Origin of the sequence: Pseudoalteromonas shioyasakiensis, from assembly GCF_022398475.1 — a bacterium.
GTDB lineage: Bacteria > Pseudomonadota > Gammaproteobacteria > Enterobacterales > Alteromonadaceae > Pseudoalteromonas.
This window is the reverse complement of sequence record NZ_JAKEVM010000122.1, coordinates 1-12,947: the sequence shown is the minus strand read 5'-3', so window position 1 is coordinate 12,947 and position 12,947 is coordinate 1. Positions and strand designations below refer to the sequence as shown.

Here is a 12,947-nt window from a genome sequence, read left to right as displayed (position 1 = left end):
ATATATTTTCTGTATACTCCGCTTTTATTACTATTCTCTCCTATACTCTAAAGCAGAGTAGAAAAGAAGGCTTTCGATTCAATGGATTCTGGACATTCAGCGCATTTCTATCAACGTCACAAATTACCAATACTCGCTTTTTGTATTCTCTTGCTATTGTCTATTTTTGTAACTGTAAAGTATGAATACGACCTTAGAGAGGATGTGTTCAGCCGCACCTTTGAACAGATGCAGAGAGAGCTCGACACTAAAGAAAGTGTACTAAAAACAAGTTTAAGAGAGAATATTTCTGCACTTAACTTTTTAGATTCAACGCCGCCAGTGCTTGCAATTATGCGCGCTACCAATGATCAAAATATAGATCCCGTTTTAGGCACGCCTATCTCGGCATGGAAAGATCGCCTAGCTAAAATCTTTACTGGTTTTATGACAACAGATAAAGACTTAGCTCAGGCTCGTTATATCTACATTGCTGATAACGGCAAAGAGGTTGTACGCGTTGATAGTGTGAATAAACAGGTCTTTAGAATTAGTGAGGAGGACTTACAACACAAAGGCCAACGTGATTACATGCAAATTACGGCAAAGCTTGAAAATGGTCAAATCTACTTATCACCAATTAACTACAACCGCGAAAATGGTCGTTTACAACAGCCTTATACCAGCACATACCGGATTGCAAAGCTGGTGAAAGATAACGAAGGTAAGCCCTTTGCTGTTCTTATCCTCAATTATTATGCAGAAGATCTTATTAACAAGCTAACAAGCAAATCATCAGATAAATTCTCTGTTTATCTGTTAAATGCTCAACAACAATTTATCTATCATCCAGAGGAATCATACCGTTTTAGTTTTGAGTTAGATGATCCACATTATTGGTCAGAGGAATTTAGTGCCGACCTCAAAATTAGTTCAGTTGATTTTTTTGACGTAGTAAACCTACCTGAAAAACTTTATCTAGATAAAATTATTGAGTTTAAAGATGGTGTACATATGCAGCCGTTTACACTGGCTGTCTCTATAAGCACTGATACACTGCTGAATGAAATACATCAAAAACGATTAAGGTTTATTGGCATTTTATGCTTAATCATTTTAGTTGTGCTGATGTTATTTATAATCTATCAACGTGACATCAACAGAAAAATTGAGCTCAGTTTTCTAAAAGAAAAGAACAGTAAAATTATAGAAAACTCAACAGATGCCATTATTATGGTTCAGCCAAATGGTGTTATTTGTAATGCCAATGAAACGGCACAAACGTTTTTTGGTATAACAGAGCAAACCACCCATTTTGATACCTTGTTTAATTATAACGATGAAGATTTTCAAGGGATTGCACAAGCCATTAAAGAAGGGCAGCGGTGCTCGTTTGAAGCGGTTCACATCAGCGAGCTAAGCACACATTATTTCTCGATTACCATGACACCTGTTTTTGATGCAGCAAAACAGCAATATCAAATAGCGGCAATACTACGCAATATTGATTCACTTAAGTGCGCTCAACATCAACTAGAAAAGCTTAATGTGACATTAGAAGAAAAAGTGAAAAGCCGCACAGCCGAGCTCGAAAAGGCCACCGAAGAAGCATTAGCTGCAAGTAAAGCTAAAAGTGAATTTGTCGCCAATATCTCCCATGAAATCCGCACCCCGATGAATGGTGTACTTGGCATGCTCGAAATGCTTGAAGAAGAGCCATTATCTACTCAGCAAATGCAATACTTACATTATGCAAATACCAGCGCTAACTCATTGATGACACTGATTAATGACATTCTAGATTTTTCAAAAATTGAAGCTGGTAAACTTGATTTAGATAGTCACGAATTTGATGTCGTTTCAGTGTGCAGTGATTTAATAACATCGATGGCTGTTCAAGGTCAGAAAAAAGGTATTGAGATACTGTTCGATGCGCATGATATTACTCAGCGTACTGTAATGGGTGATAGCCACCGCTTAAAACAAATTCTCAATAATTTACTCAGTAATGCATTTAAGTTTACCCATAAAGGTCATGTTAGTTTAACGGTTAAGGAACAGCTGCATACAGATAAGTCGCTTTGCCTAAGCTTTGTAGTTGAAGATACAGGTATTGGTATTTCGAAAGAAAACCAAAGTAAATTGTTTGAAGTGTTTACTCAAGAGGACTCAAGTACAACACGCCATTATGGTGGCAGTGGTTTAGGCCTTTCAATAAGCCGAAAACTCGCTCAGTTGATGGGCGGTGATATTATCGTTGAAAGTGAAAAAGGAAAGGGCAGCCGCTTTTGTGCCAGTATCACAGTGTCACTCAGTGCCTCATTAAAAGAGCAGGGGGAGATTACGGCTTTGAATAACAAACACGTTGGTTGTGCAGTTTTATATGATCTGCTTGGTCAAAACATAGAAACCCAATTAGAGAAAACTTGTCAGCCTCAGCCATCGAAAGTTTCTCGATTAAGTGATATACCTGACAATGTTTTCAATGAGTTAGATTTACTTATCATTGATCATAAGCACCCAGAACTAAACAATGTGTTGAGTTTTGCAAATAAATACTCCGACACCTGTGTATTAATTTTAGGTGTTATGGCATCACTTAAACAAAAAGAAACATTACCGAGCAATTGTACTGTTATTGCAAAACCTGTCACTCCTGATGAATTAGCCTATAAACTCGCTGTTTTATTTAATAACAATGATTCTGTTATTGAGCGTAAAAATACAGATACAAAAGAAATTATTGAGCTTGATTTAACATCTAGTTCAGTACTTATCGTCGACGATAATATGATTAATATTGAGGTGAGCAAAGCGATCTTAAGAGATAGCTATGTTCATATTGAATCAGCCAGCGATGGTCTTGAAGCAATTGAGGTATTGAATAACAGCGAAACTCAATTTGATCTGATCTTAATGGATTGCCAAATGCCAAACTTAAATGGGTATGACTGTACCAAAGCAATCAGGCAGGGAAAAACAGGTGAGAAATACCAAGATGTGGTGATCATAGCCATGACCGCAAGCGCGATGGCTGGCGATAGAGAAAAATGCCTCAGTGTTGGTATGAACGACTATATCACCAAGCCAATTAAACAAGCCACATTGCGTAAAAAGCTCTCAATGTGGCTGAAGACTTAAGCGGCATCACGATCTTTATTAAATGCAGGTTTAGGCGTTAATGTACTAATATCAGCAGAGTGAATCACTTTTTGTGTTTCACTCCAGTGCAATAACTCAATACGGCCAGAGCTGTTTTCAACTAATGCAGTGCAGCTCTCAATCCAGTCGCCATCATTGCAATACAAAATTCCATCAACCACTTTAACGGCTGGGTGATGAATATGCCCACAAATGATGCCATCGACGGCTTGTTTTTTTGCTTCGTGGATTGCCGCTTTTTCAAATGCGTCAATTGCTTCACGTGCTTTATGCACTCGCGCTTTTATCCAAGAGGCCAATGACCAATAATTACCGCCAAATAAACGGCGAATGCGATTAGTCCAACGATTTAAAAAAAGTAAAAAGTCGTATCCTGCATCGCCCGCAATACTGATTAATTTGTTGTAGCGGGTTGCTGAATCAAAATCGTCGCCATGCAACAGTAAAAACCGTTTGTTGGCTTTTGTGGTATGGATATATTGTTTATGTACTTCAATACCGAATAATGAATCATTGGCATAATGGCGAAAGGTTTCGTCGTGGTTACCCGGTATATAGATCACTCGAGTGCCATCTTTCGCTTTTTGTTGAATAAGCGCTAATACATCATAATGACTAGGGTGCCAAAAGAACTGTCGTTTCATCGACCATAAATCGACAATATCACCGACCAAATACAGAACATCGCATTCAATCGCATTTAAAAAGTCTAGTAAATACTGCGCTTGGCAGTCTTTATAACCTAAGTGAACGTCGGAAATCCAAACGGCAGGATAGTGGGTTTTACTACTACAAGTGGTGTTATTCATGGCATTTACTCATGGTGTAATAAAGTAAATGCTAGGCAGAATCAATGACAGTTAAAAGACGCTTTAGCGAAACATCTATGACAATTAAGAAATACAAAAAAACCGCCGAAGCGGTTTTTTATATTTTGTTGAGCTGACTTAATTAGCCTTTAACAAGTGCGGCAATTTCGGAAGCGGCACTGTCTAAATCAAGCATTAGCTTTTCACCAGTACGACGGTTTTTAAGCTCCACCTTATTTTCATCAAGGTTACGCTCACCAATAACCAGCGTGAAAGGCACACCTAATAACTCCATGTCGTTAAACATAACGCCAGGGCGCTCTTTACGGTCATCAAACAACACATCTAAACCTGCATCTTTTAAACCTTTGTAAAGGTTATCTGCAATATCAGGAATACGATGAGACTTATGCATGTTCATAGGTACAATTGCTAAATCAAATGGTGCGATAGGTTGCGGCCATTTAATACCGTATTGGTCGTTGTTTTGCTCAATAGCGGCAGCTACGATACGTGATACACCTATGCCGTAACAACCCATTGTCATTACTTGGTTTTTACCTGATTCACTTAATACGCCTGCTTTCATTGCTTCTGAGTACTTAGTGCCAAGTTGGAAAATATGGCCAACTTCAACACCACGTTTAATTTGCAGTGAACCTTGGCCACACGGGCTTGGATCGCCTTCCACGATATTACGGATATCAGCCACTTCGTAGTTTTCTACATCGCGATCCCAGTTGATACCGCTGAAATGTTCACCATCTTTATTAGCACCAGCTACAAAATCAGCCATTACGTTAGCTGTACGGTCAACAATTATTGGCATTGATAGGCCGACTGGGCCTAATGAACCTGGTTTTGCGCCAATAGCAGCAACGATGTCTTCTTCTTTTGCCATTTCAAGCGGTGAGTCAACAAGCGGGTGTTTCTCAGCTTTTAACTCGTTTAGATCATGGTCACCACGTAATACAAGGGCAACTAAACCACGTTGTTCGTTTTCATCTGGTGCGCCATACACGATTAATGTTTTTACACCGCGATGAGGTTTAACACCATAGTGCTCTTTAAGCTCAGCAATTGATTTTGCATTAGGCGTTGGGAACGCTTTTAGTTCTTTGCTTGCAGCTGGGCGGTCTTCAGTCGGTGCCAGCGCTTCTGCTTTTTCGATATTTGCAGCATAATCACTTGCATCACTAAATGCGATTGCATCTTCGCCTGATTCTGCAAGCACATGGAACTCATGTGACACGCTACCACCGATAGAACCGGTATCAGCGATAACAGGGCGGTAATCAAGACCAAGGCGCTCGAAGATGTTGCAGTAAGCTTTGTGCATAACTTGGTAAGTTTTCTCTAAACACTCATCACTTAAGTGAAAAGAGTAAGCATCTTTCATCGTAAATTCACGAGCACGCATTACACCAAAACGAGGGCGAACTTCGTCACGTACTTTTGTTTGTACTTGGTAAAGAGTAAGCGGTAATTGCTTATAAGAGTTTACTTCTTTACGTACAAAATCAGTGATCACTTCTTCGTGTGTAGGGCCAAGTGCAAATGGGCGGTTGTGACGGTCATTAATACGAAGTAATTCAGGACCAAATTGCTCCCAACGACCAGACTCTTCCCAAAGATCAGCTGGTTGGATTATAGGCATTAACATTTCGATAGCGCCTGCTTTATCCATTTCTTCACGTACGATGTTTTCTACTTTTTTAAGTACGCGTAGACCAGAGGGCAACCATGTATACAAACCCGACGCAACGCGGCGGATCATGCCTGCTCGTAGCATTAATTGATGAGAAACAATTTCTGCATCAGACGGAGTTTCTTTAAGTGTTGCGAGTATATATTGACTGGTACGCATCTCTATTCCAAGTAGTGTTAAAATTATTATCGTTTACTCAAGACGTTTGAGTAATAACAAGGCGCTAAGTTTACCAGTGGAAGCACTGACACTAAAGCGCTATATGCTAAAAACTAGCATTTTTCAATGCTGGTCACTGTATTATGATTGTCCTGAACATGCCACCTAATATTAAAATCATATAAGGTCATGCCGTAGCTTTGTTCTGAGTCACGTTGCTTTTTATAAGCTGGGCGAGGATCTTGCTTTAATACATTGCTTATAAACGCTTTTAATTCAGGTTGCTCAGTTTGCTTTGCAATAAACGCAAGCGCTTCTTCACTAAACTCAACGCTCATATCGGTTTCTGGTCGCGTATCGGCAAAGCCTGCGGTGGCATCGGTCATTGCGTCTGAGTAGGGCAAATAAGGTTTAATGTCTAAAATAGGTGTGCCATCGAGTAAATCGATACCTGAAAGCAATAAGCTTAATTGACCATTTTTATATTCAATGCCTTCAAGTTTTACAGCACTCATGCCTATAGCATTTGGGCGAAAGGTTGCACGTGTTGCAAATACACCTTTACGTTCATTACCGCCTAGGCGAGGGGGTCTCACCATTGCTGAATAGCCTTTATCTGCGGTTTCATGAAATCTGAATAGTAACCAAATATGGCTAAATTCATCGAGGCCGCGTACAAACTCTTCACGATTAAAATCGCTGCTGAATACCAGCTTTGCTTTAGCCTCAGGAACCAAACGAGGTTGGCGAGGTATGGCAAACTTTTGTTTATAAGGAGATTGAATATGGCCGACGGCAGTTAATTGGTATTCGCTCATTGTGCATTGTTGTTAAGAAAATCTGCCGACATTTTACATGCAAACACAAAAAAAGGCAGTCGAGACTGCCTTTTAATATTTAGACTATGTAGTCTAAATTAAAACATGTATTGGAATGATACAGACGCTACATCCATATCTGGGTCAATATCATCTTCTAATTTATAGCGCTCATACTCTAAACGTACTTGCATGTTTGTTGTGAAAGCATATTCTACACCTGCACCATAAAATACATCACCACCGTCTGAGTCAGCACTGATACTGCCAAGCTCGCCTAGGTCTTGCTCAATTTCAGCATCCCACTCTAGCCAACCACCTTTGGCATAAACAGAAAAGCTATCTGTAATTGGGGCTGCTAAGCGTGCTGCTAATGAAACACCGTCAATTTCGGCTTTAGAATCGATATCGCTTACTTCATCAAAATTTTGATAGGCAAGTTCAAGGCTCAAGTACTTGTTAAACTGAGTACCAATATAACCTTTCAGCATTTGTGAATCGTCATCAAAGTCAGTGTCATTTTCACTGTCTTCAAACTCAAAAGAATATTGGCCGTAGCCGATACCGGTATAAATACGCGGAGAATCCATTTCGGTAATATCTGCATGTGCAGCATTATTAAAACCTAGTAGTGCTAAAGAAAGTGCAGAAAGTGAAATTGCTTTAATCATTTAATAGCTCCTTTATAAAATAAATAAACGAATGTTTCGCGTCATTCACAAGGAGTATTGCAACGGCAATGCCAAGCTTAAAACAAAGCCTAAAGTATTGTTTTTAGGCTTTTTTAAGTGGTTTTTTGTGCAGTTTGTTGAAACTGTAATCAGGCATTCAGTTTGGCAGTCGTAACAATTTCAGGGTGCTCTGTAGAAGTTACTAGGTACGGTTTATAATTTTTTGTTGTTTTAAGCTTTTAGGCTTTTTGTAAAAGGGTTTCTGTTTCTATCGCGATCTCTTTCATTTTTATCGCATAGTTTTCGATTTTCTTTTCTTCGTCTGTTACGGCTGTATATGAAGGTACTTCGATTGGGTAGCCTGCTTCATCCATAGCAATAAAACTTATAACACAATGATTGGTTTCAACTAGGTTTTGGGTTTTAGGGTCGCCGCAGCGTACTTGAATAAAGATTTGCATACTGGTTTTACCTGTGTGTGCGATACTGGCTTTCACTTCGACTATTTGGCCAACCAAAATAGGGCGCTGAAACTTTACACCCGCAACTGAGACAGTTACGCAGTAATGACCGCTCCAACCTGCAGCACAGGCGTAACCAGCTTGGTCAATCCACTTCATTACCACACCACCATGAACTTTACCGCCAAAATTGACATCAGTAGGTTCAGCTAAAAAACGAAATGTTACACTTGAAGACGGCATACTTTACTCACTTTTATAAAACACGACATTTTCAGCATAGCCTAAAAAAGGGGCCGAAGCCCCTGCAATTTAGGATAAATTTTAATTAAATGAGTAACGTGCGTTACATATTAGGATAGTTTGGCCCGCCAGCTCCCTCAGGTGTTACCCAAGTAATGTTTTGACTTGGGTCTTTTATGTCGCAGGTTTTACAGTGCACACAGTTTTGTGAGTTGATCACAAACTCTTTTTCACCTTCAACTTCTTGTACTTCGTAAACTCCCGCAGGGCAGTAGCGTTGTGCTGGCTCATCAAATTGCGGTAAATTCACCTTAATTGGAATCGAGTTATCATTTAGCTTTAAATGGCATGGCTGTGATTCTTCATGATTGGTATTTGATAAAAACACCGATGAAAGTTTATCGAAGCTAAGCTTGCCGTCTGCTTTCGGGTAATCGATTTTTTCGGCCAGGTCAGCTGCAACTAATGTGGCATGATCTGGCATGTTGTCTTCAAAGTTAAATGGTAAGTTGCCACCAAATAGGTTTTGATCGAGGGTGTTATAAGCACCACCTAAGAACTTACCAAGTTTATGCATAACAGGGCCAAAGTTACGCGATTGATAAAGCTCTTTGTACGCCCAGCTTTGTTCAAAAGCCGATTTATATTCAGATAAATCGGCATTTTCTTTACCGTCACTAAGAGCTGCTACGATCACATCAGCGGCAACCATGCCTGATTTCATGGCTGTGTGGTTACCTTTGATCTTGGCAAAGTTCAATGTGCCCGCATCACAACCTACAAGTAACCCCCCCGGGAAGTGCATTTTCGGTAAAGAGCGCAGGCCACCTTTGGCAATGGCTCTTGCACCATAGGCTATACGTTCACCGCCTTCTAAAACATCTTTAAAGACAGGGTGATGTTTCATGCGTTGGAATTCATCAAACGGGCTTAAATGTGGATTTGAATAGTTAAGGTCAACAATTAAGCCTACAACAACTTGGTTGTTGTCGCTGTGATACATAAACGCACCACCACTGGTATCACCGGTTAACGGCCACCCTGTACCATGAACTACTGTGCCTTCTTTGTGTTTACTCGGGTCGATTTGCCAAATTTCTTTGAACCCTAAACCGTAATGCTGTGGAGACGCATCTTTATCAAGGGCAAAGTGTTTGATTAGCTCTTTACCTAAATGACCGCGGCAGCCTTCAGCAAATACTGTGTATTTAGCTCTAAGCTCCATACCCGGCATGTAACCATCTTTTTCGTTGCCGTCTTTATCAAGGCCCATATCGCCAGTGATAATGCCTTTCACTGTTTCGTCTTCAATAATCAAAGAGTGAGCACTAAAGCCAGGGAATATTTCTACTCCTAAGTTTTCCGCTTGCTCTGCTAAAAAGCGACATACATTACCCATAGAGACAATGTAATTGCCTTCGTTATGGAATGTTTTAGGGCTAGCAAAGTGGGGGATGCTGGTGGCTTTTTCACTGTTATTGAACCAGTAAATATCATCTTGCGTTACTTTAGTGGTAACTGGAGCGCCTAATGACTGCCAATCAGGTAATAATTCATCCAGCGCTTTGGTTTCAAAAACCGCACCCGATAAAATGTGTGCGCCCACCTCAGAGCCTTTTTCTACCACACAGATCATTAATTCTTGTTGTTTTTCTTGTGCTTGTTGAGCCAATCTAATCGCAGTTGATAAACCTGCTGGGCCTGCGCCTACGATGACTACATCAAATTCCATGGTTTCGCGTTCGACCATATAAACCTCTTCTCGGTGACGGACCTGCTATAAAGAACCTTATTTCATACTTGCAAATGAAACGTTACAGGCTGTGAATACTTTAAGGTTATTTTAGGTTGACGTTTACGTCAACAGGAAGTAGTCTGAATTCATAAAATAAATAAGTTGACGTTTAGGTCAACTTTGAGAACACACAATTGATGGAGTCACGATGAAAGTCCTCGTTCCAATTAAAAGAGTAATTGACTACAACGTCAAAGCACGCGTTAAAGCCGATAAAACGGATGTTGATCTAGCTAATGTAAAAATGGCGATGAACCCATTTTGTGAAATTGCAATTGAAGAAGCTATTCGTTTAAAAGAAGCAGGAACTGCCACTGAGGTTGTTGCTGTAACTATTGGTAATAAATCATCTCAAGAGCAATTACGTACGGCCTTAGCACTCGGTGCTGATAAAGCCATTCATATTGAAACAGAAGAAAAGCTTGAATCTTTACATGTTGCTAAATTACTTAGCAAGATTGTAGAGCAAGAATCACCTGAGCTGGTTATTTTAGGTAAGCAATCGATTGACTCTGACAACAATCAAACCGGTCAAATGCTTGCTGCTTTAACGGGTCGTGGCCAAGGTACCTTTGCATCTAAAGTCGATGTTCAAGCAGGTACTGTTAATGTAACGCGTGAAGTAGACGGTGGCTTACAAACAGTCGCTCTTAAACTACCTGCTATCGTAACCACAGACTTACGTTTAAATGAACCGCGCTATGCTTCATTACCAAACATTATGAAAGCAAAGCGTAAACCTCTAGATGTAATTGCTGCTGACAGCCTAGGTGTAGACCTTGCGCCTCGCGTACAGCTGGTAGAAGTAAACGAGCCAGAAAAACGCAGTGGCGGTATTGTCGTTGAAGATGTTGCGACATTAGTAGAAAAGTTAAAAACAGAAGCGAAGGTGATCTAAATGAAAACATTAGTGATAGCCGAACACGATAAAGGTGTTCTAAAGCCTGAAACCAATAAAACGATTACTGCTGCTGTTAAACTAGGCTTTGATGTAGATTTACTACTTGCCGGCGAAAATTTAGCTGCAATGAGCGAGCAAGCAGCGTCAATTGCAGGTGTTAGCAATGTACTGATTGCCGATGATGCAGCTTATGCTAATCAGCTTGCTGAAAACCTGGCTGATCTTGTTTTATCTTTAGCAGATAACTATTCACACATTGTCGCAAGCGCCACAACAACGGGTAAAAACTTTATGCCACGTGTTGCAGCACTTTTAGATGTTGCACAAATCTCTGAAATCATCGATGTGCTTGATGCAGATACTTTCAAGCGTCCTATTTATGCAGGTAATGCAATTGCGACAGTTAAATCACTAGATAGCAAAAAGGTTATTACTGTTCGTGCAAGTAGCTTTGATATTGCACAAGAGCAAGCGCCAGTAGCTGTAACGAGTGTTACTGGTAAAGGTTCTGTTGGTCTGAGTGAGTTTGTATCAGAAGAACAAACTGAATCTGAGCGTCCAGAGCTAACAGCCGCGCCTGTGGTTATTTCAGGTGGTCGTGGTATGCAAAATGGTGAAAACTTTGCGTTATTAAATGGTATTGCCGACAAACTAGGCGCAGCCATTGGTGCTTCACGTGCTGCTGTTGATGCGGGCTTTGTACCAAACGACATGCAAGTAGGTCAAACCGGTAAAATTGTTGCCCCAGATTTATATATTGCTGTGGGTATCAGTGGTGCGATTCAACATTTAGCGGGTATGAAAGACTCAAAAGTGATTGTTGCCATCAATAAAGACCCTGATGCACCAATTTTCCAAGTCGCTGACTATGGTTTAGTTGCTGATTTATTTGATGTGTTACCAGAGCTTGAAAGCGCTCTGTAATTCATAACGATTCTGGTTGTTAAAAGCTGTTCACCTTTTAGGTGCGCAGCTTTTTTTCGTTTTATACCAATCCGCTTAATTAAGTAGTCTATTTTGAGGCAATAAAACCTTGTTGATAACAAGGCAAAAATTTCGTTATTTAGTTGTTCTTGGCAATTGCTCCTGCATTGCTCTAGCTTCTGCATCCATGCAGTCGTAAATCAGAAATTTTTAACGCAGTTAGCGACAGGTTTAATCCCTCAAAATGATTAAGTATTATTGCGGGTTGGTATTATATCTTCAGGTCATTGTTTTACCGGAAGGTAACCAAACTCAAGCATTTTCTGTTGAATCTTGTTTGATTTAACAATCACAGCAAGTTTGTCGCCAATCTTTTTTGAGCGGGATGATTGTGTGTTTACAATTAGCACTAGCGGCCTAACAAAGGCATATTCGCCACTTTGAATTGATTCAACGGAAGGGCTTACACCGTCAATCTCAAGCAAAGTTACTCTGTTAATACGTCTGTCATTTTCTAATTTACTAATAGCGCCATATGAATCGTAAGCAATGGCATTTGGAATACGCTGCACTATACCCAATGCTTGATTGAACTGATCGTAAAGTTCTACTTTTTGTTTAGAAAATAAACCTCTATTACCCGCCATTTTTAAGCGTATGAAGTTACTGCCTGGTTCTTGAATATAATCTAAATTTAAATACTCTAAAAAGACATCAAAACTACCGTGACTAGTGCCTTTACTAAAAAGTAGGATCTCGTCATTTTTGGCACTGAGCTCAGGTGTATAAGGTGAAACTTCAGACCACGCCTTTAGTTTTCCTTGGTAGATATCGCTCAGCTTTTTAGTGGTAACTTCAGTAATGTTTAAGTTTTTATTTACAAAAAATGCGATTGCATCTTGGGCTATAATAATTTGCCTTAAAAAAGGCCAACGTTGTTGTTCTTCTTTTGTTAAATAACGAGAGCTGGTGCCGATATCTATAACATTTTCTGCAATGGCTTTAATGCCTTTATCACTGCCCATTGGCCTGATTTGTATGCTATTGCCAAACTCTTGGCTTAAGTCGGCTTTCATATCGATTAATAGTTCAGTGACAGTGGTTGAGCCTGCAATAAAAATAGGCTTCGAATTAATATTTTCTTCAATTGCATACGCACTATGTGCAGAGATAAGGGTTGTAGATAGCAAAAGGGCTTTCATAGAGCGAAATAGCATAGTAGACGCAAACTCCTTAATAGTTAGCTTCTTATCAATATAGGCAATATGTCTGGCTTTGCTAATTCTTTATACTGTAATTTTTTAAAACATTTAATGA

Annotated in this window: 10 protein-coding genes; 3 read left to right on the top strand and 7 right to left on the bottom strand. The window is 39.9% G+C overall.

The window, feature by feature from the left end:
- Positions 1-81 precede the first annotated feature (81 nt).
- Positions 82-3,120, top strand: coding sequence for an ATP-binding protein (locus L1D51_RS16955; protein ID WP_239964279.1), 3,039 nt, complete (start codon positions 82-84; stop codon positions 3,118-3,120).
- Here L1D51_RS16955 and L1D51_RS16950 read toward each other — a convergent pair.
- The 6 genes from L1D51_RS16950 to L1D51_RS16925 form a co-directional block, all read right to left on the bottom strand.
- A complete protein-coding gene (locus tag L1D51_RS16950; RefSeq protein ID WP_054561432.1) occupies positions 3,117-3,950 on the bottom strand; it encodes a UDP-2,3-diacylglucosamine diphosphatase in 834 nt (277 codons plus the stop codon). The two genes, L1D51_RS16955 and L1D51_RS16950, sit on opposite strands and share 4 nt — an antisense overlap.
- A gap of 142 nt (positions 3,951-4,092) precedes the next feature.
- Positions 4,093-5,817: a proline--tRNA ligase gene (locus L1D51_RS16945; RefSeq protein WP_239964277.1), complete on the bottom strand. Its 1,725-nt coding sequence runs from the start codon at positions 5,815-5,817 to the stop codon at positions 4,093-4,095.
- Positions 5,818-5,930: 113 nt separating this feature from the next.
- Positions 5,931-6,635: a tRNA (N6-threonylcarbamoyladenosine(37)-N6)-methyltransferase TrmO gene (gene tsaA, locus L1D51_RS16940; RefSeq protein ID WP_054553913.1), complete on the bottom strand. Its 705-nt coding sequence runs from the start codon at positions 6,633-6,635 to the stop codon at positions 5,931-5,933.
- Between the two features lie 98 nt (positions 6,636-6,733).
- Positions 6,734-7,306 (bottom strand): outer membrane beta-barrel protein, encoded by a 573-nt coding sequence (locus L1D51_RS16935; RefSeq protein ID WP_055198360.1) that lies wholly within the window; start codon positions 7,304-7,306, stop codon positions 6,734-6,736.
- 239 nt (positions 7,307-7,545) lie between these two features.
- Positions 7,546-8,010: an acyl-CoA thioesterase gene (locus L1D51_RS16930; protein WP_054561436.1), complete on the bottom strand. Its 465-nt coding sequence runs from the start codon at positions 8,008-8,010 to the stop codon at positions 7,546-7,548.
- 103 nt (positions 8,011-8,113) lie between these two features.
- Positions 8,114-9,760: an electron transfer flavoprotein-ubiquinone oxidoreductase gene (locus L1D51_RS16925; protein ID WP_239964275.1), complete on the bottom strand. Its 1,647-nt coding sequence runs from the start codon at positions 9,758-9,760 to the stop codon at positions 8,114-8,116.
- A gap of 193 nt (positions 9,761-9,953) precedes the next feature.
- Between L1D51_RS16925 and L1D51_RS16920 the strand changes: the two genes are divergently transcribed.
- Positions 9,954-10,703 carry an electron transfer flavoprotein subunit beta/FixA family protein gene (locus L1D51_RS16920; RefSeq protein ID WP_054561438.1) on the top strand — a complete coding sequence of 250 codons (750 nt, stop codon included), beginning with the start codon at positions 9,954-9,956 and terminating at the stop codon, positions 10,701-10,703.
- Complete coding sequence (locus L1D51_RS16915; protein WP_239964273.1) at positions 10,704-11,630, top strand: electron transfer flavoprotein subunit alpha/FixB family protein; 927 nt, start codon at positions 10,704-10,706, stop codon at positions 11,628-11,630.
- Positions 11,631-11,914: 284 nt separating this feature from the next.
- Here the strand turns inward: L1D51_RS16915 and L1D51_RS16910 are convergent, their stop codons facing one another.
- Positions 11,915-12,847 carry a substrate-binding domain-containing protein gene (locus tag L1D51_RS16910; protein ID WP_082401560.1) on the bottom strand — a complete coding sequence of 311 codons (933 nt, stop codon included), beginning with the start codon at positions 12,845-12,847 and terminating at the stop codon, positions 11,915-11,917.
- Between the last annotated feature and the right edge of the window lie 100 nt (positions 12,848-12,947).